Here is a 17,276-nt window from a genome sequence, read left to right on the forward strand (position 1 = left end):
GTCGCCACTCAGATCGCCCCACCCGTCAACCGCTGACACACCATATCTAGCTGGTCCAACGTCGAGTAACTCAACGTCAACGTCCCCCCAGTCTCGGTATGCGCCACCCGCACCTGCAACCCCAGCAGATCCGCCAACTGCCGCTCCAACGCAGCGATATCCGCATCCGGCACCCGAGGCTCGGACGAACCACCACCGCCGCCACGGTTCCGCCCAGGCTTCGCATCGCGCGCCAGCTTCTCGGTCTCGCGCACCGACAGCCCCCGCGAGACGACCTGGTCCGCCAGCGACTCCACATCGGGCGACCCCAGCAACGCCCTAGCATGCCCCATCGACAGCGATCCATCGACCACCTGCGACTGCACCTGCGCAGGCAGCTCCAGCAGCCGCAGCAGGTTCGCTACATGACTGCGCGACTTGTGGACGATCTTGGCGAGCACCTCCTGCGTGTGGCCATACTCGCCCGCCAACCGCTGATACGCTTGAGCCTCTTCGATCGCGTTGAGATCCTCGCGCTGGATGTTCTCGATCAGCGCGATCTCGAGCGTCTCGGCATCGTCGAAGTCGCGGACGACGACCGGCACCTCGTGTAGCCGTGCGCGCTGGGCGGCCCGCCAACGCCGCTCGCCCGCGACGATCTGATAGTCATGCCCATGCGGCCGCACCACGATCGGCTGGATCAATCCGCGCGACGCGATCGACGCGGCCAACTCGTCGAGCATCGCCTCGTCGAAATGCCGCCGCGGCTGATCGGGATGCGGCGACAGCGAACTGACCGGCAGCATCCGCACACCCGACGATTGCTGCGCCGCGCCATCGGCCGACACCGGCGTCTCTCGCGCCATCTCGCCGAGCAGCGCGTTGAGACCCCTGCCCAACCCCGGGCGACCACGTTTGTTACCGTCGCTCATGCCGCAACCTGCGCAGTTGCCGGAAGCCGCCCGATAAGTTCGCGGGCGAGCGCTATATACGCCTGCGACCCCGAACACCGATGGTCGTAGATCAGGGCCGGCAATCCGTGGCTCGGCGCCTCGGACAGCCGCACGTTGCGCGGGATCACCGTCTCGAACACCACTTTGCCGAGAACCGCGCGAACGTCCGCCGAGACCTGATCCGTTAGCCGGTTCCGCCGATCGAACATCGTCAGCGCAACCCCAAGGATCGACAGCCCAGGATTGAACCGCTGGCGGATCCGCTCGACCGTACTCAACAACTGCGACAACCCCTCAAGCGCGAAAAACTCGCATTGCAGCGGCACGAGCAGCGAGTCGGCCGCGACCATCGCATTGATCGTCAGCAGCCCCAGCGATGGCGGGCAATCGATCAGCGCGATATCCCACGGCCCCTGAGCCGCCTTCACCGCGCGATCGAGCCGGTGCGTGCGCGCGTCGAAATCGACCAGCTCGATCTCCGCGCCCGACAGGTCTACCGTCGCCGGGACGATATCGAGCCGTGGTACGCGCGTATGCACCACCGCATCCTCGATCGACGTCTCGCCGACCAACACGTCGTAGCTCGACCTCTCACGCTGCGAATGCCCGATGCCCAGCCCGGTCGACGCGTTGCCCTGCGGATCGAGATCGACCAGCAGCACGCGCATCCCCGTTGCCGCGAGCGCGGTCGCGAGGTTGATGGCGCTGGTGGTCTTGCCCACCCCGCCCTTTTGATTGGCGACCGCGATGGTGATCATCGCGCGCTTACCCGATCCAGAACCACGATCGACGACTCCGGGTTCGTGACGCTTTGTTCCACGTGGAACATAAACCGCCAATGCTGCTTGAGCGCGGCCAGCTCCTCCTCGTCGAAACGCCCCCGAGGAAGCAACCACCGCGTCTCCGTTGTGGCGCAGTGCGCCGCGCCACGCAAAAGGTTTTGCAACGACGCGACCGCCCGAGCGGAAATGATCGACGCGTCAGCAGTCGCATTCTCGACTTTCGAGGCGTGAACGCGGACCTGTTCTCCGAGCCCGAGCCGAGCGACACACAGCTGGAGGAAGTCCGCGCGCCGGCGCCGGGGCTCCACCAGATCGACCGGCCCCTCGCGAACCAGCGCGACGACCATACCGGGAAACCCCCCGCCGGTGCCGATATCGAGCCAACGCTTCGCCGACGTATCCGCCCCCGCAAGCGCAACCAACTGGAGCGAATCCACAACGTGCCGATCCCAGATCGTCGGGATCGTCGACGGCGCGATTAGATTCTGATGCGGCGCTTCCTCGACGACCATCGCCACGAACGCGTTCAAGCGCTCGGTCGCTGCCGCCCCGAACCGCTCGATCGTCCAGCTCTGTGCATCGTCTTCGGTCATGCTGGCACTCGTTTCGTATGCAATAATACCGCGGACAACGCCGCCGGGGTGATCCCTCGCACTCGCGCCGCCGCCGCCAGCGAGGTCGGCCGCGCAGCGCTCAGGCGATCGATCATCTCGTTCGACAGCCCAGGCACGCGGTCATAGGCAAGGTCCTCCGGCAAACGGATCGCCTCGTCGGCCCGCAACCGCGCGACCTCCTGCGCCTGCCGCTCGATATACGGAGCGTAGCGCGCGTCCTCTAACACTTCGTCAACGACCGCCGCCGGGATGCCCGTCGCCGCGTCCGGCGCGACATGCGCGAGCGTTACCCCCTCGAACCGAAGCCAGTCGAACGCAGTCCGCCGCGCACCATCCCGACCGATCGCAACACCCTGATCGGCAACCTCGGTTGCCGTCCGCTCGCAGTCGAGTGCCGAGCGGAGACGAGCACGATCCTCGGCCAGCGCATGCTGATGCGTCAACCGCTCAGGTCCAAGACACCCAGCCGCCTCCGCAATCCCACCCAGCCGCGTTTCGGCATTATCCGCGCGCAACGACAACCGGAACTCCGCCCGCGCCGTCAGCATCCGATACGGCTCGGTCACGCCTTGCAGCGTGAGGTCGTCGATCATCACCCCAAGATAGCTTGACGCGCGATCGAGGATCACCGGCGCTAGGTCGCATGCGTACGCCGCGGCATTCAGCCCGGCAACGAGCCCCTGCCCGGCCGCTTCCTCATACCCCGTCGTGCCATTGATCTGCCCCGCGCAGAACACGCCCTCGATAGCACCGAGCGCAAGCCGCGTATCAAGCGCTCGCGGATCGATATAATCATACTCGACCGCGTAACCCGGCATCGTCATCGTCACGCGCTCGAGCCCCGGAATGCTGGCCAACATCGCCGCCTGGACCTCGACCGGCAGCGACGTCGATAGCCCATTGGGATAGACCGTCGCATCGTCGAGCCCCTCGGGTTCGAGAAAAACCTGGTGCCCGTCACGGTCGCCGAACCGATGCACCTTGTCCTCGATCGACGGACAGTAACGCGGCCCCGCCGCCTCGATCGCACCGGTGAACAGCGGCGACCGGTGGAACGCCTCGCGGATGATCGCATGAGTCCGATCAGTCGTCCGCGTGATGGCGCACGCGATCTGCGGAAGCGGCCGCGAACTAGTCATTGGCGACATCGTCCACGGATCGAGGTCCGACGGCTGTTCGGCGAGTGCGCCCCAGTCGATCGTGCGACCATCGAGACGGGGTGGTGTCCCGGTCTTGAGCCGCGCCATCGGCAGGTCCCGCGCGCGCAACTGGTCCGCAAGTGGCTTGGCCGCCCGCTCGCCAATCCGCCCCCCTTCCTCGCGATCGTCACCCCGGAAGATCCGTCCGCCCAGGAACGTGCCGGTCGCCAACACGACCGCTCGCGCCGCCACGATCGCGCCATCCGCCAGCACGACACCCGCCACGCGATCGCCGTCGAAATGCAACGCCGTCACCTCGCCCTCGACGATCGACAGCCCTTCCGTGGCCGCAAGCATCGCCTGGATCGCACCGGAATAGAGACGCCGATCGGCCTGGATCCGAGGCCCCTGCACCGCCGAACCCTTGCTCCGATTGAGCATCCGATAATGGATCGCAGCCGCATCGGCAGCACGACCGATCAGCCCGTCGAACGCATCGACCTCGCGAACCATGTGCCCCTTGCCGAGCCCACCGATCGCCGGATTGCACGACATCGCGCCAATATGCGCAGCGTCGAACGACACGAGCGCGGTACGCGCGCCCCTCCGCGCCGCCGCGGCTGCGGCTTCGGTTCCGGCATGGCCACCGCCAACCACCACTACATCGAACATGTCACGGCCGTAGAACGCCGCGACCGACGCGTCAAAGATGTTCCACGTGGAACATCACTTGCCGATGCAAAAACGTCCGAACAGCGCATCAAGCATTTCCCCGGTCGCATCGAGCCCAAGTACGCCGGCAAGAATCGCGCGAGCCTGTCGAAGGTGTTCCGCGACGATAAGCGCATCCGAGCTTCGATACCGAAGAGCCTCGACCGCCGCAGCACACTGCCGACGCTGATGCTGCCTCAATGTGATCTCATCACCACGCGGCAGCATCGCAATCGCTCGCCGATGCAGTTCATCCCACAGTGAATCGAGCGATCCCAGGTCGTTTTGCGAGACCGACAATGTCCGGCCAGACGGCAACTCTCCCCGTCCCGGCAGATCGGCGCGCGCATGAATCCAGATCGCATCGGCGCGGGGCGGCGCGGTATCGGCCAGCCACATCACGATGTCCGCCGCAGCGAGCGCACCTTCCGCCCGCGTGACACCGATCGCCTCGATCGGGTCGAGCGTGTCGATCAAGCCCGCGGTGTCGGTCAGCACATAGGCGACACCGTTCCGCGTAACTGGCACGTCGATACGGTCACGCGTCGTTCCCGAGATGGGCGAGACGATCGCCGCGTCCCGCTCGCCGAGCAGGTTGAGCAACGTCGACTTGCCGCTATTCGGCGGACCGCCGATGACCACGCGCAGCCCGTCCTTGAGCCGCTCGACCGGCGGGGCGTCGACCACCGCCTCGATCTGCGCGGCGAGCGTATCGATCTCCGAGACGATCGCGTCGAACGCCGCGGTATCGCTCGCGACGTCGTCCTCGTCGGCGAAGTCGAGCATCGCCTCGATCCGCGCAGACAGCATCGCGACCGAGTCCATCCAGCCGCGGACGGCCCGGCTCACCTGCCCCTCCGCCGCCGTCATCGCCGCGACACGCTGGCTCTCCGTCTCGGCTTCGAGAAGGTCGGCGAGCCCCTCCGCCTCGGTCAGGTCGATGCGGCCATTGGTCAACGCACGACGCGTGAACTCGCCGGGTTCGGCATGACGTAGGCCGGGCATAACCGACAACGCACGCTCGACCGCCGCGATCACTGCGCGACCACCGTGGCAATGAAACTCTACCAGGTCTTCGCCGGTCGCCGTCGCGGGTCCCGGAAACACGATGACCAGCGCGCGGTCTAGCAACGCCCCATCGGTGTCCCGCAGTCCCCGGAGGCTGGCATGGCGCGGCACCGGCAATGGTCCCGCGAGCGCCTCGGCCGCGGCAAACGCCTGAGGCCCGCTCACCCGAACAACGGCGATCGCCGCTGGCGGCCGTCCGCTCGATACCGCGAAAATCGTCTTCACGTGAAACTCAGCCGCTTTTCGTCGCGCTGTCGAACAGGCGCTTCCACATCGCCATCCCCGCCTCGCCCATCGGCTGCCAACCACGCATCATCGACTCGAGCATTTCCGGCTTCATCTGGCCGTCCGGGATCGCCTCCATCATCATCGCGATATAGCGGTCGTGGATCGGCGTCAGGTCGGGCAGCCCGACCGCGCGGCGCGCTTCCTCGGGCGTGCATTCGATCTCGATATTCATCTTCATGTGACGCACCCTCGATGACGCTTGAGCGGTCCATCGCGGCGCTGCATAGCGGGGGAATGTATGCGCGCGATGCCGCCTCGATCGCAACGCCTATCGGTCTGGTCCGCGTGACCGGCGCCGGGGACCGGATCGACGCGATCGATATCGGCGTGGAGGATGGTTCGACCAGCGACGCCCCCGCGATCCTGGAAGCACTCCGCCAGATCGACGCGTATTTCGCCGGACGGCTGACCGTGTTCGATCTGCCCCTCGCGCTCTCCCCTACCCCGCGCGGTGCCGACCTTCGCCAGGCGATCGTTGACATCGCCTACGGCACCACGGCCAGCTACGGCGCGCTTGCCAAGGCGATCGGCTCAAGCCCGCGCGCGATCGGCCAGGCGTGCGCACGCAATCCTTTTCCGATCATCGTCCCCTGCCACCGAATCCTTGGAGCCTGCGGAGCGCTTGGTGCGTACTCCGCGGGGGAAGGCCCGATCACCAAATCCCGGCTGCTCGACCATGAGCGGCCGCCAGGAGGACTGTTATGACGAACACTACCAAGATCGCCGCACTCGCGGGCGATGGCGAATTCACCGCGTATCGCGCGACTCCGGCAGGCACGCCGAAAGCGGCGATCGTCGTGATCCAGGAGATCTTCGGCGTGAACGCCGGCATTCGCCGCAAGTGCGATACGCTCGCCGAGGCCGGCTATCTCGCGATCGCCCCCGACCTGTTCTGGCGGCTCGAGCCTGGCATCGAACTCGATCCGGACATCAAGCCCGAGTTCGATCGTGCGCTCGAACTGATGGGCCAGTTCGACCAGGACAAGGGTATCGCCGATATCGAGGCGAGCATCCGCGCCGTCCGCAGCGAACTCGGTGCCAATGATTCTGGGAACGCCAAGGTCGGCGTGGTCGGCTACTGCCTCGGCGGGCGCCTGGCGTTCATGACCGCGGCACGGACCGACGTAGATGCGAGCGTCGGCTATTACGGCGTCGGGATCGACGGCCTGCTCGGCGAAAAGCACGCGATCGCACACCCGGTGCTGCTGCACGTGCCGGAGGAGGATCACTTCGTCGACAAGGACGCGCAGGCGGCGATGCACGCGGGTCTCGACGATCACCCCAAGGTGACGATCTACGATTACGCAGGCGAGGACCACGGCTTCGCGACCGAGTTCGGCGAGCGCCGCTCGGATGCGTCGGCCAAGCTGGCGGACGAGCGAACGGCAAAGTTCTTCGCGGAGAATTTAGGCTAACCACGCCCTCCCCGTCCCCCTGTTTCGGGGTGACGGGGTGCTGACGACAGACATGAAAAAAGGCCTCGCCGGACGATCCCGGCGAGGCCTTTTTCTTATCCCAACCGCACTGCGATCAGCGCAGCAGCGAGATGATCCCGAGCGTCTCGCCAGTGCCGACCCAGCCCTCGTAGATCATCTTCAACGCGACCACGAGGATCACTGCGAGGCCGATATACGCGATCCAGCGATACTTGTTGATGACGCGCGCGATGTAGTTCGCCGCCAGACCCATCATCGCGACCGACAGCAGCAGGCCGATGACCAGAATGCCGGGATGCTCGCGCGCCGCGCCCGCGACCGCCAGGACGTTGTCGAGGCTCATCGAGACGTCGGCGACGGCGACGGCCCAGGCCGCGCTCGCAAAGCCCTTCGAGGAGCGGATACCCGAACGCTCGTCGCCCTCGATTTCCTCGGAGCCGGCATTCTCCGCGCCCTCGCGAATTTCGCGCCAGAACTTCCAGCTCACCCAGAGCAGCAACAGGCCGCCCGCGAAAATCAGCCCGACGATGCCCATGAGCCACGTCACGATCAACGCGAAGAAGATGCGCAGGACGAGCGCCGCGCCGATGCCGATCAGGATGACCTTCTTGCGCTGGTCGGCAGGGAGGCCAGCGGCGAGTGCGCCGACGACGATCGCGTTGTCGCCCGCGAGGACGAGGTCGATCATCAGGACCGATCCGAACGCGGCGAGTGCCTTAGGGTCGCCGAGGTTGGAGAAGTCGGCGACGATATGCTGCCAGATTTCCAGCGGCGAGCCGGGTCCGGCTACTCCCGATGCGGCGGCGGCCAGCATGGCGATGATACTCAAGATGTCAGCTCCCGGTGACGGGCCACGCCGCGGGCGGCGTGGCGGTTTTCATATTGATTAATAGCAAAGCGGCACGCGAAAGCCATGCTCTCGCGTGCCGCTTTGGTTTGCTTGGCCGGACATGGGCAAAGCCCATGTCGTCGGTCGGAGCTTACGCCCCGCCGGCCGAACCGGTGCGAGTCCCGCTGCAGCTTGCAGCAGGCCGCACTCGGTTATTGATTCATGCTGTCGAAGAAATTCTCGTTGGTCTTCGAATCCTTCATCTTGTCGAGCAGGAACTCCATCGCGTCGATCGTGCCCATCTGCATCAGGATACGGCGCAGGACCCACATCTTGCTGAGCTTGGCCTTGTCGACCAGCAGCTCTTCCTTGCGCGTGCCCGACTTGCCGACGTCAAGCGCCGGGAAGATCCGCTTGTCCGCGACCTTGCGATCCAGCACGATTTCCGAGTTGCCGGTGCCCTTGAACTCCTCGAAAATCACCTCGTCCATGCGGCTGCCCGTATCGATCAGCGCGGTCGCGATGATCGAGAGCGAACCGCCCTCCTCGATGTTGCGCGCAGCACCAAAGAAGCGCTTCGGGCGCTGCAGCGCGTTCGCGTCGACACCACCCGTCAGGACCTTGCCCGACGACGGCACGACGGTGTTGTAGGCACGACCCAGACGCGTGATCGAGTCGAGCAGGATCACTACGTCCTTCTTGTGCTCGACCAGGCGCTTGGCCTTTTCGATCACCATTTCAGCGACCTGGACGTGGCGCTGCGCGGGTTCGTCGAAGGTCGAGCTGACCACCTCGCCCTTCACGCTGCGCTGCATGTCGGTGACTTCCTCGGGGCGCTCGTCGATCAGCAGGACGATCAGGAACACCTCGGGGTGGTTGTCGGTGATCGCCTTGGCCATGTTCTGCAACATGACCGTCTTGCCGACGCGTGGCGGGGCGACGATCAGCGTGCGCTGGCCCTTGCCCTGCGGCGAGACGATGTCGATCACGCGCGCCGACTTGTCCTTGACGGTCGGGTCGGCGGGATCGAGCGTCAGCTTGCTCTCGGGGTAGAGCGGCGTGAGGTTGTCGAAATTGACGCGGTGGCGGACGACGTCGGGGTCATCGAAATTAACGGCCGTGAGCTTCACCAGCGAGAAATAGCGTTCGCCATCCTTCGGCCCGCGGATCTCGCCCTCGACCGTGTCACCGGTGCGCAGGCCGAACTTCCGCACCTGGTTCGGCGAGATGTAGATGTCGTCGGGACCAGCGAGGTAGTTCGATTCCGGCGAGCGCAGGAAGCCGAAGCCGTCGGGCAGCACTTCGATCGTGCCGAGCCCCATGATCTGGTCGCCATTGTCCGCCTGGACCTTCAGGATCGCGAACAGCAGGTCCTGCTTGCGCAGCGTCGAGGCACTCTCGACCCCCAGTTCCTCGGCCAGCTGGACCAGCTCGGCGGGTTTCTTTTTCTTCAGGTCTTTGAGATGCATGGGGATTTCCGGATAGCAATCAACGGGAGAACGCTCGGTCGGCGGTGCGCTTGGGAAGCGGAACTGGGCGAGACGAGTCTGGCAAGACACGACCGGGCAGGACGCCAGGAGGCCGTGTCGGGAGAAGGGGTTAGAATTGGGGGGCGGGTTAGTCAAGCGGGCCTTTACCCCCCTCCCTGGAAGGGAGGGGTTGGGGGTGGGTTTGCTTCCGCATGAAGGACGCGTTCTAGCTCAAACTGGCCGACCCACCCCCGGCCCCTCCCTTCCAGGGAGGGGGGAAGATCAGAACGGCTTAACGATCACCAGCACGACGATCAGCGTCACCGCCAGCGCAGGCACCTCGTTCAGCATCCGCAACTGCTTCCCCGCCAGCGTCGGCTTCCCCGCGGCAAGCTTCTTCGCATAGCCGACCGCCCAGCCGTGATAGCCCGTCAGCAGGAACACCAGCACCAGCTTCAGGTGCAGCCACCCCAGCCCCGGCGCGCCGTCCGCCAGCCCGAGGTTCAGCGCCAGCGCGATCCCCAGTACCCAGACGACGATCATCGCCGGCGTCAGGATGATGTGGCGGATCTTGCCCTCGCGCTCGACCCAGTTCGCCGCCTCGGTCGTGTTGCCGGCCGCCAGCGCCTCCTGATGATAGACGAGATAGCGCGGCAGCATGAACAGCCCCGCCATCCAGAAGATCACGAAGATCAGATGCGCCGCCTTCACCCAGTCATACGCAGCGCCGAGAAATCCGCTCATGTCGTGCTCCTTACGCGGGCGATCAGCTGCTCGACATGCGCGATGGGCGTGTCGGGCAGGATGCCGTGGCCGAGGTTGAAGACGTGCGGGCGCTCGACGAACGCCGCGAGTATCCGGTCGATCGCCGCATCGAGATCCGCCCCGCCAGCGATCAACGCCAGCGGGTCGAGATTACCCTGAACAGGCATGTCCGCCGGCAACGACGCATGCGCCCAGACCGGATCGACCGTCTCGTCCAGCCCGATCGCATCGACGCCCGTCTCGCGCGCATACGCCGGCAGCTTGCCCCCCGCCCCCTTCGGAAAGCCGATAATCGGCACACCGGGGCAGCGCGCGTGCAAGCGCTCGACGATCGACGCGGTCGGGGCGATCACCCAGCGCTCGAACTGCGCAGGCGATAGCGAACCCGACCAGCTGTCGAACAGCTGCACCACGTCGACGCCCGCCTCGACCTGCCGCGCGAGATACTCGACGGTGTTGTCGGCGATCGCATCGATGATCGCACCGAACGCCTCAGGGTCGCGATACGCGAAGCGCCGCGTCTCGGACTGATCCTTCGAGCCCTTCCCCGCCACCATATACGTCGCGACCGTCCAGGGAGACCCCGCAAAGCCCAGAAACGTCGTCTCGGGCGGCAAGGCAGCGGCGACCTTCGCGACGGTGCCGTAGACCGGCTCCAGCCGCCCCATCACCGGCTGCAACCGATCGAGCGCATGGTCGACCAGCGCCGGCTCGAGCCGTGGCCCCTCGCCGACCCCGAAGCTCAGATCCTGCCCGAGCGCCCACGGGATCATCAGGATGTCCGAGAACAGGATCGATCCATCGAACCCGAACCGGCGGATCGGCTGCAGCGTCACTTCGGCCGCGGCGTCGGGATCGGTCGCGAGCGCGAGGAACCCGCCCTTCTCCGCGCGGAGTTCGCGATACTCGGGAAGGTACCGCCCCGCCTGCCGCATGAGCCACAGCGGCGGCACGGCCTGACGCTCTCCGCGAAGGGTCGCCAGGAGCGGCTTGAAGGCAGGCATATTGGGGGTCGGATCGGTCAGCGGAGCACCCTTCTTCTACTATAAGAAGATTCTAGAAATAGGTTGTTGCAGTGGTTGGGCGGTTGAACCCGGGACTTATGCGGTGATCCCGGAAATGCCAACAGCTTGACCCCTCGGCACGCCCACAAACGCGCTGATTCGATTCAAGGCTCCCCATTACCCACAGCCTGTGGATAAAATCGGCCCCTGTGCGCGGGCATGTGGATAGAATGGGTGTTATCCACGGCACACCGGTCGCTTGGCGAGGGGGATGAGTTACGCTAGCCCTTCTCCCCATGTTATCCACAGATCCACGCCCAGGGACCCCACCTATGGGGACAGAATGCCAATGATCCGGCTCCACCTTCATCTGTTGTCGGACTCGACTGGAGAAACGCTGGAGAACATCGCCAAGGCGGCGCTGGCGCAATATGACGACGTCGAGACGGTCCGCCATTTCTGGCCGATGGTGCGGACCGAGGCGCATCTCGAGCGCATCCTCCAGGAGATCGCGCAGAACCCGGGGCTGGTGGTGTTCACGCTGGTGAACCCCGCGACCCGGCGAATTCTCGAGCAGAGGTGCCTGGCGCTAGGGCTGCCCGCCGTGGCCCCGCTCGACCCCGTGAACGACGCGCTATCGGGGTTGCTCGGGCAGCAGGCAAAGGCGCGACCTGGCCGCCAGCACGTCCTAGATGCGGCCTATTTCGCGCGCGTCGACGCGATCCAGTGGACGATCGCCCATGACGACGGGATCGCCTCGGAAGAATGGGAGGAGGCCGATATCGTCCTGGCGGGCGTATCGCGTTCGTCGAAGACGCCGACCTCGATCTACCTCGCCAATCGTGGCTACAAGACCGCCAACATCCCGATCGTCGTGGAAAGCCCACCACCGCTGAACCTCTACAAGCTTACCAACCCGCTGATCGTCGGCCTCACGACCAGCGCCGACCGCCTGATTCAGGTCCGTCGCAACCGCCTGCTGTCGCTCAACCAGCAGCCCGACACGTCCTATGTCGAGGAGGAAGCGGTGATGCGCGAGCTCGCCTTCGCGCGCCGCATGTTCGCCGACAATGGCTGGCCGGTGATCGACGTCACGCGCCGCTCGATCGAGGAAACCGCGGCGGCAATCATCGCCTTGTGCAATCAGCGCCGCGCCGACGCCGCTCCGAAGGTCGAGTCATGAGCCTGATCCTCGCCTCGCAAAGCGCCTCGCGTCGCGCGATGCTGACCGCTGCGGGCGTACCGTTCGAGGCGACCTTCGCCGGCGTCGATGAGGGTGCGGCGAAGGCCGCGCTGCGCGACCTGTCCCCGCGCGATCTTGCGGATGCGCTGGCCGAACTGAAGGCGCTCAAGGTGTCCGCGAGAATGCCCGGCTATCTCGTCCTCGGGAGCGACTCGCTGGTAGCACTGGAAGACGGCAGTATTCTCGACAAGCCCGTGGACCTCGCCGACGCGGCGGCACACCTGCGGCTGATGTCCGGCAAGCGTCACGACCTCTGGAGCGCCGCGGTCGTCGCCGAGAACGGCCAGGCGATCTGGCGCCACGTCGAGCGCGCCAAGATGCACGTCCGCTCGCTGTCCGATGCGTTCATCGAGACGTACCTCGATGCGGAATGGCCTGCGATCGCGGGCTGCGTCGGCTGCTACCGCATCGAAGGCCCCGGCGCGCAGCTGTTCGCCAGGATCGAGGGCAGCCAGTTCACGGTACTCGGCATGCCGCTGCTCAACGTCCTCGACTTCCTCCGCGTGCGTGGCGAGCTGCCGGCGTAACCCGAAACTTCCGATCCTCCCCCGCCAGGGGGAGGTGGCTGGCGCTTGCCAGACGGAGGGGGCGGCATGCGACACGTTTGTGCCGTGTCCTCCCCCACCGTCACCTTCGGCGCCACCTCCCCCTTGCGGGGGAGGATTGAGTAGGAGCTGCACATGGCAATCCGCCCGAGCTAGACTAAATCTTGTTCACCAGCGAAGGCGGGTGCCCAGACTGGATCCCCGCCTCCGCGGGGAAACACGGAGCCTCGAATGACCCGTCCCTATGCAGAAGTGATCGGCGATCCGATCGCTCAGTCGAAATCGCCGCTGATCCACGGCTTCTGGCTAGACGCGCTCGGGATCGACGCGGAATACCGCCACAAGCTCGTCACCGCCGAAGACCTCCCCGCCTACTTCGCCGAACGCAAGGCCGACCCAGCTTGGCGCGGGTGCAACATCACGATGCCGCACAAGCTCGCCGCGCTCGACCACGTCTCCGACCCCGGCAACGTGCGCGGGACGATCGGCGCGATCAACACCGTGTTCCGCAACCAAGCGGGCGACTGCATCGGCACCAACACCGACGCCGCCGGTTTCTGGGCACCAATCGACGACCTCGATATCGCCGGCCAGCCCGTCACGGTGATCGGCGCCGGCGGTGCCGCCCGCGCGATCCTGTTCGCACTGTCGCGGATGGGTGTCGGCCCCGTCACGATACTCAACCGCAATCCGCTCAAGGGCGCAGCGCTGCTGTCGACGTTCGGCCTCAAGGGTCAGGCGCTCCCGATCGGCCCCGCCGCCCCGCCCTCGCGACTGCTCGTCAACGCCAGCGTGCTTGGCATGGTCGGTCAGCCTCCGCTCGACATCGATCTCGGCGCTCTCGAACCGGACTCGTTGGTCTACGACATCGTCTACTCCCCGCTCGAAACCGGCCTGCTGAAAGCGGCACGCGCGCGCGATCTCGAGACCGTCGATGGCCTGGAGATGTTGATCGGCCAAGCCGCCGTCGCGTTCGAGATATTGTTCCACGTGGAACCACCGCGCGATCGCGACGACGAACTCCGCGCGTTGCTGGCGAAATGATCATCGGCCTCACCGGCTCGATCGGCATGGGCAAATCCGCCGTCGCCGCGATGTTCGCGGACGAGGCCGTCCCCGTGTTCGACGCCGACGCGACCGTCCACCGTTTGCAAGGCATCGGCGGGCGACTCGTTCCCGCGATCGAAGCCGCCTTCCCCGGCACCACCGCCGACGGCGCAGTCGACCGAGCGAAACTCGGCGCGGCGGTGTTCGGCGATGACGCCGCGATCAAGCGGCTCGAAGCGATCGTCCACCCCGCCGTCGGTGAAGAACGCGCCGCCTTCCTCGCCAAGCACACGGGAAAGCGAGTCGTCTTCGACGTCCCCCTGCTGATCGAGACCGGCGGCGACCGCAACGTCGACGTGATCGTCGTCGTCTCCGCCGCCCCCGACGTTCAGCGCGCCCGCGTTCTCGCCCGCCCCGGCATGACCGCGGAGAAGTTCGCCGCGATCCTTGCCCGCCAGACCCCCGACGCGGAAAAACGCGCCCGCGCGGATCACGTCATCCACACCGACACGAGCTTCGACGCAACACGCTCGCAAGTCCGGGCGGTGCTTGCATCCTTGGAAATCTGAGCCGATACCATCGGGATGCGTGAGATCGTCTTCGACACAGAAACCACCGGCCTTAGTTTTTCCGGCGGCGACCGCATGGTCGAAATCGGCTGCGTCGAGATGCTCAACCGGGTCGAGACCGGCCGCACCTTCCACGCTTACTACCACCCCGAACGCGACATGCCGGTCGAGGCATTCAACGTCCACGGGCTGAGCGCGCAGTTCCTCTCCGACAAGCCGAAGTTCGCCGACGCGGTCGAGGACCTGCTCGAATTCGTCGGCGACGCGCCGATGATCGCGCACAATGCCGGCTTCGACTTCTCGTTCCTCAACGGCGAGCTCACCAAGTGCGGCCGCCAGATCGTCCACATGAAGCGGATGGTCGATACGCTGCAGATCGCGCGCAGCCGTCACCCCGGCGCCAAGCATTCGCTCGACGCACTCTGCTCGCGCTTCGGAATCGATCGCAGCCACCGCGTCCTGCACGGCGCGCTGCTCGACGCGCAGTTGCTCGCGCAGGTCTATGTCGAGCTGATGGGTGGTCGTCAGATCGGTCTCGGCCTGCTCGGCGATATCGGTAGCACCGCGTCGACTCCGATCGTCGCACAGGCGCCTCGGGTCGTTCGCCCTGCCCGCGTTTTCGCGGTCAGCGAGGGAGACCTGGCGGCCCATGCTGCGTTTATGAAGGGGATCAAGGATCCGATCTGGGGGGCCGTGGCGTCCGGATGACGCTGGCAGGGTGGAGCCAATAGGACCGCCCGAAGACTGTAACGCCGACAAGGAGACGACAATGGATATCCGGATTTCTGGTCATCAGGTTGACACTGGCGAAGCACTCAACAGCCACGTGGAAGACCGACTCCAGGGTATCGCCGACAAGTATTTCTCGCGCGCCATCTCGGCGGAGGTCACGTTCGGCAAGGGCCCGCACGACGCCGGCTTCAAATGCGACATCGTTTCGCACGTGATGAAGGGCCTCGTGATCAAGGGGCACGGCGACGCCTATGACGCGCGCGCCGCGTTCGATGCCGCCGCCGCCAAGATCGAGACTCAGCTCCGCCGCTACATGCGCCGCCTGAAGGATCGCCACGCCGGCGAAGCGGTCGCGATCGCCGAGAGCAACGGCTACGACAATGCCGGCTACACGCTGTTCCAAGAAAGCATCGAGGAAGACGATGTCGCGGATGCACCGCTGATCATCGCCGAAACGCGCGTGGATATCCCGGAGGCCAGCGTGTCCGACGCGGTGATGATGCTCGATCTGCGCAACACCGCCGCGCTGCTGTTCATGAATGCGGGCACCGGCGCGCACAACATGGTCTATCGTCGCGGCGATGGCACGATCGGTTGGGTCGAGCCACAGCGAGCAGCGGCCACTCCGGCCCAGTAAAGAAGGGTCCATAAAAGCGCGGGTCTCAAGGCCGCGCCTTTACGCCCCCGCGCAACCCGCTAAGGCGGACGCGCGCGGGGGCGCTTGAGACATTGAACACAATGACCGATTTTAGTGACATGCTGCGTCCCGACGCAGTGCAGACGGGCGTGATCGCCAAAAACAAGAAGGCAGTGTTCCAGCATCTCGCCACGGTTGCGTCTGAGATACTCGATGCAGACCCCAAGATGATCGCCGACCGGCTGGCGGCGCGCGAGAAACTCGGCTCGACAGGGTTCGGCGGCGGCGTCGCGATTCCGCACGCCAAGCTCGAAGGGCTCGCGCAGGTAACCGGCGTGTTCGCGCGGCTGGCAGAGCCTGTCGACTTCCAGGCGGTCGACGATCTCCCCGTCGATCTCGTCTTCATGCTGCTCTCCCCCACCGACGCCGGCGCGGTCCACCTGAAGGCGCTCGCCCGCGTCTCGCGCCGGCTGCGCGACAAGGCGTTCCTCGAGAAGCTGCGCGGCGGCGGTTCGCCCGATGCGGTCTATGCGCTGTTCACCGCCGACGAGGTCCGCGATGCAGCCTGAGTCGGCCCCCAGTTCGGCCCCAAACACAGCAGGCGCAGACGCGCATTTCCGCGCGCTGGAGTCCCTCTACGCGCAGGCCCCGATCAACCGGTTCTTCGACTCCTCGTTGGAAATCCCCGAAGCCGGCGTCGCGCGCATCCATTTCACGATCGACGAGCGCCACTACCACGCCGGCGGCGCCGCGCACGGCACGAGTTATTTCAAGATGCTCGACGACGCAGCCTTCTACGCCTGCAACAGCCTGGTCACCGATCGCTTCCTGCTCACCACCGCATTCAACCTGCTCCTCACGCGCCCGCTGAAAATCGGCCCGGTAATCGCCGAAGGACGCTGGATCAGCGGGAAGCGACGCGTGTTCGTCGCGGACGCGCGGCTGATCGATGCGGACGGCGAAGAAGCGGCCCGCGGCACCGGTACCTTCATGCGCTCGCGGATCGCGCTCGCTGGCCTTCCCGGATACCGCAGCGCAGCATGAGCGGTCGTCTCCCCAGCGACGTACTCGTCAGCGCCCTACTGCGGCGCGTCAACGACGCCGGCGGCTTCGGCGCGGTAATGGCGAAGGGCGACCCGCAAGGCGGCGCGATCCTGGTCATCGCGGTCGACAAGGGCGCCCCTCCCCGCCTGCTGGAACGCGGCATCGGACCCGATGGACGGACCGCGCTGATCGACTCCACCCCGCCCGGAGACCTCGACGGATATTGGCGTCGCCGCCGCGCAAGCGACCCGGATCTTTGGGTAATCGAGGTGGACATCGCAGCGGCGGAACGGTTCGCCGCTGAAACGATCCTCGACGATTGACTCGAAAGCCCCCCCAATAGAGGGGAATTGCAACATTGATTGGCGTTGTGCTGGGACGGGTGCGATCCGGATCAGTTACGCAGTCGGGGGGATGCCTGG

The 17,276-nt window shown here is 65.8% G+C and carries 21 protein-coding genes; 11 read left to right on the top strand and 10 right to left on the bottom strand.

The features are described 5' to 3' along the window. Positions 1–8: 8 nt before the first annotated feature. From J4O76_RS17105 to J4O76_RS17130, 6 genes are read right to left on the bottom strand one after another with little or no spacing between them, the layout of a single operon-like run. Positions 9–911 carry a ParB/RepB/Spo0J family partition protein gene (locus J4O76_RS17105; protein ID WP_426283056.1) on the bottom strand — a complete coding sequence of 301 codons (903 nt, stop codon included), beginning with the start codon at positions 909–911 and terminating at the stop codon, positions 9–11. Continuing rightward, entirely contained in the window at positions 908–1,690 is a 783-nt protein-coding gene (locus J4O76_RS17110; protein WP_056064325.1) for a ParA family protein, read from the bottom strand. The genes J4O76_RS17105 and J4O76_RS17110 overlap by 4 nt, the downstream gene beginning before the upstream one ends. After that, positions 1,687–2,307 (bottom strand): 16S rRNA (guanine(527)-N(7))-methyltransferase RsmG, encoded by a 621-nt coding sequence (rsmG, locus tag J4O76_RS17115; RefSeq protein ID WP_426283057.1) that lies wholly within the window; start codon positions 2,305–2,307, stop codon positions 1,687–1,689. The genes J4O76_RS17110 and rsmG overlap by 4 nt, the downstream gene beginning before the upstream one ends. After that, positions 2,304–4,139: a tRNA uridine-5-carboxymethylaminomethyl(34) synthesis enzyme MnmG gene (mnmG, locus tag J4O76_RS17120; RefSeq protein ID WP_426283058.1), complete on the bottom strand. Its 1,836-nt coding sequence runs from the start codon at positions 4,137–4,139 to the stop codon at positions 2,304–2,306. Before mnmG ends, rsmG begins: the two co-directional genes overlap by 4 nt. A 54-nt stretch (positions 4,140–4,193) precedes the next feature. Beyond that, positions 4,194–5,471 (bottom strand): tRNA uridine-5-carboxymethylaminomethyl(34) synthesis GTPase MnmE, encoded by a 1,278-nt coding sequence (gene mnmE, locus J4O76_RS17125; RefSeq protein WP_426283060.1) that lies wholly within the window; start codon positions 5,469–5,471, stop codon positions 4,194–4,196. A 7-nt stretch (positions 5,472–5,478) separates the two neighbouring features. Further along, a complete protein-coding gene (locus J4O76_RS17130) occupies positions 5,479–5,712 on the bottom strand; it encodes a DUF6489 family protein (RefSeq protein WP_056053820.1) in 234 nt (77 codons plus the stop codon). Positions 5,713–5,726: 14 nt separating this feature from the next. Between J4O76_RS17130 and J4O76_RS17135 the strand changes: the two genes are divergently transcribed. Next, complete coding sequence (locus tag J4O76_RS17135; RefSeq protein WP_426283061.1) at positions 5,727–6,239, top strand: methylated-DNA--[protein]-cysteine S-methyltransferase; 513 nt, start codon at positions 5,727–5,729, stop codon at positions 6,237–6,239. Next, positions 6,236–6,949, top strand: coding sequence for a dienelactone hydrolase family protein (locus tag J4O76_RS17140; RefSeq protein ID WP_426283062.1), 714 nt, complete (start codon positions 6,236–6,238; stop codon positions 6,947–6,949). The genes J4O76_RS17135 and J4O76_RS17140 overlap by 4 nt, the downstream gene beginning before the upstream one ends. A gap of 115 nt (positions 6,950–7,064) precedes the next feature. Here the strand turns inward: J4O76_RS17140 and J4O76_RS17145 are convergent, their stop codons facing one another. The 4 genes from J4O76_RS17145 to hemE form a co-directional block, all read right to left on the bottom strand. Next, a complete protein-coding gene (locus J4O76_RS17145; RefSeq protein WP_107954187.1) occupies positions 7,065–7,784 on the bottom strand; it encodes a TerC family protein in 720 nt (239 codons plus the stop codon). 227 nt (positions 7,785–8,011) lie between these two features. Further along, positions 8,012–9,268, bottom strand: a complete 1,257-nt coding sequence (gene rho / locus J4O76_RS17150; protein WP_031395107.1) for a transcription termination factor Rho — start codon at positions 9,266–9,268, stop codon at positions 8,012–8,014. A 282-nt stretch (positions 9,269–9,550) separates the two neighbouring features. Next, positions 9,551–10,012, bottom strand: a complete 462-nt coding sequence (locus J4O76_RS17155) for a CopD family protein (protein ID WP_426283063.1) — start codon at positions 10,010–10,012, stop codon at positions 9,551–9,553. Beyond that, positions 10,009–11,037, bottom strand: coding sequence for a uroporphyrinogen decarboxylase (hemE, locus tag J4O76_RS17160; protein ID WP_426283064.1), 1,029 nt, complete (start codon positions 11,035–11,037; stop codon positions 10,009–10,011). The genes J4O76_RS17155 and hemE overlap by 4 nt, the downstream gene beginning before the upstream one ends. A gap of 349 nt (positions 11,038–11,386) precedes the next feature. Between hemE and J4O76_RS17165 the strand changes: the two genes are divergently transcribed. The 9 genes from J4O76_RS17165 (at position 11,387) to J4O76_RS17205 (ending at position 17,177) form a co-directional block, all read left to right on the top strand. Next, positions 11,387–12,220, top strand: a complete 834-nt coding sequence (locus J4O76_RS17165; RefSeq protein WP_426283496.1) for a pyruvate, water dikinase regulatory protein — start codon at positions 11,387–11,389, stop codon at positions 12,218–12,220. Beyond that, on the top strand, positions 12,217–12,807 hold the full coding sequence (locus J4O76_RS17170; protein WP_426283065.1) for a Maf family protein: 591 nt from the start codon (positions 12,217–12,219) through the stop codon (positions 12,805–12,807). Before J4O76_RS17165 ends, J4O76_RS17170 begins: the two co-directional genes overlap by 4 nt. 249 nt (positions 12,808–13,056) lie before the next feature. After that, complete coding sequence (locus J4O76_RS17175) at positions 13,057–13,869, top strand: shikimate dehydrogenase family protein (protein ID WP_426283066.1); 813 nt, start codon at positions 13,057–13,059, stop codon at positions 13,867–13,869. After that, positions 13,866–14,441, top strand: a complete 576-nt coding sequence (gene coaE, locus J4O76_RS17180; RefSeq protein WP_426283067.1) for a dephospho-CoA kinase — start codon at positions 13,866–13,868, stop codon at positions 14,439–14,441. Before J4O76_RS17175 ends, coaE begins: the two co-directional genes overlap by 4 nt. A 15-nt stretch (positions 14,442–14,456) precedes the next feature. Further along, positions 14,457–15,149 (top strand): DNA polymerase III subunit epsilon, encoded by a 693-nt coding sequence (gene dnaQ / locus J4O76_RS17185; protein ID WP_426283068.1) that lies wholly within the window; start codon positions 14,457–14,459, stop codon positions 15,147–15,149. A gap of 61 nt (positions 15,150–15,210) precedes the next feature. Further along, on the top strand, positions 15,211–15,810 hold the full coding sequence (hpf, locus tag J4O76_RS17190) for a ribosome hibernation-promoting factor, HPF/YfiA family (RefSeq protein ID WP_056064359.1): 600 nt from the start codon (positions 15,211–15,213) through the stop codon (positions 15,808–15,810). 101 nt (positions 15,811–15,911) lie between these two features. Further along, the gene (locus J4O76_RS17195; protein ID WP_056064361.1) at positions 15,912–16,379 is read left to right on the top strand and encodes a PTS sugar transporter subunit IIA; all 468 of its coding nucleotides are present in this window, start codon (positions 15,912–15,914) and stop codon (positions 16,377–16,379) included. Next, entirely contained in the window at positions 16,369–16,854 is a 486-nt protein-coding gene (locus tag J4O76_RS17200) for a PaaI family thioesterase (protein WP_426283069.1), read from the top strand. Before J4O76_RS17195 ends, J4O76_RS17200 begins: the two co-directional genes overlap by 11 nt. After that, positions 16,851–17,177, top strand: a complete 327-nt coding sequence (locus J4O76_RS17205; RefSeq protein ID WP_426283070.1) for a DUF1491 family protein — start codon at positions 16,851–16,853, stop codon at positions 17,175–17,177. The genes J4O76_RS17200 and J4O76_RS17205 overlap by 4 nt, the downstream gene beginning before the upstream one ends. The last annotated feature ends 99 nt before the right edge of the window (positions 17,178–17,276 follow it).

It is taken from the genome of Sphingomonas sp. NFX23, assembly GCF_049887795.1.
Classification (GTDB): domain Bacteria; phylum Pseudomonadota; class Alphaproteobacteria; order Sphingomonadales; family Sphingomonadaceae; genus Sphingomonas.

Excerpts from the sequence above, each read along its gene's own strand:
- J4O76_RS17105 (WP_426283056.1), bottom strand. The coding sequence starts at position 911 with ATGAGCGACGGTAACAAACGTGGTCGCCCGGGGTTGGGCAGGGGTCTC.
- J4O76_RS17170 (WP_426283065.1), top strand. The coding sequence starts at position 12,217 with ATGAGCCTGATCCTCGCCTCGCAAAGCGCCTCGCGTCGCGCGATGCTG.
- hemE (WP_426283064.1), bottom strand. The coding sequence starts at position 11,037 with ATGCCTGCCTTCAAGCCGCTCCTGGCGACCCTTCGCGGAGAGCGTCAG.
- rsmG (WP_426283057.1), bottom strand. The coding sequence starts at position 2,307 with ATGACCGAAGACGATGCACAGAGCTGGACGATCGAGCGGTTCGGGGCG.
- J4O76_RS17165 (WP_426283496.1), top strand. The coding sequence starts at position 11,387 with ATGATCCGGCTCCACCTTCATCTGTTGTCGGACTCGACTGGAGAAACG.
- J4O76_RS17130 (WP_056053820.1), bottom strand. The coding sequence starts at position 5,712 with ATGAAGATGAATATCGAGATCGAATGCACGCCCGAGGAAGCGCGCCGC.
- J4O76_RS17135 (WP_426283061.1), top strand. The coding sequence starts at position 5,727 with ATGACGCTTGAGCGGTCCATCGCGGCGCTGCATAGCGGGGGAATGTAT.
- hpf (WP_056064359.1), top strand. The coding sequence starts at position 15,211 with ATGGATATCCGGATTTCTGGTCATCAGGTTGACACTGGCGAAGCACTC.
- J4O76_RS17200 (WP_426283069.1), top strand. The coding sequence starts at position 16,369 with ATGCAGCCTGAGTCGGCCCCCAGTTCGGCCCCAAACACAGCAGGCGCA.
- J4O76_RS17145 (WP_107954187.1), bottom strand. The coding sequence starts at position 7,784 with ATGCTGGCCGCCGCCGCATCGGGAGTAGCCGGACCCGGCTCGCCGCTG.
- J4O76_RS17175 (WP_426283066.1), top strand. The coding sequence starts at position 13,057 with ATGACCCGTCCCTATGCAGAAGTGATCGGCGATCCGATCGCTCAGTCG.
- coaE (WP_426283067.1), top strand. The coding sequence starts at position 13,866 with ATGATCATCGGCCTCACCGGCTCGATCGGCATGGGCAAATCCGCCGTC.
- J4O76_RS17205 (WP_426283070.1), top strand. The coding sequence starts at position 16,851 with ATGAGCGGTCGTCTCCCCAGCGACGTACTCGTCAGCGCCCTACTGCGG.
- dnaQ (WP_426283068.1), top strand. The coding sequence starts at position 14,457 with ATGCGTGAGATCGTCTTCGACACAGAAACCACCGGCCTTAGTTTTTCC.
- rho (WP_031395107.1), bottom strand. The coding sequence starts at position 9,268 with ATGCATCTCAAAGACCTGAAGAAAAAGAAACCCGCCGAGCTGGTCCAG.
- J4O76_RS17140 (WP_426283062.1), top strand. The coding sequence starts at position 6,236 with ATGACGAACACTACCAAGATCGCCGCACTCGCGGGCGATGGCGAATTC.
- J4O76_RS17195 (WP_056064361.1), top strand. The coding sequence starts at position 15,912 with ATGACCGATTTTAGTGACATGCTGCGTCCCGACGCAGTGCAGACGGGC.
- J4O76_RS17155 (WP_426283063.1), bottom strand. The coding sequence starts at position 10,012 with ATGAGCGGATTTCTCGGCGCTGCGTATGACTGGGTGAAGGCGGCGCAT.
- mnmG (WP_426283058.1), bottom strand. The coding sequence starts at position 4,139 with ATGTTCGATGTAGTGGTGGTTGGCGGTGGCCATGCCGGAACCGAAGCC.
- J4O76_RS17110 (WP_056064325.1), bottom strand. The coding sequence starts at position 1,690 with ATGATCACCATCGCGGTCGCCAATCAAAAGGGCGGGGTGGGCAAGACC.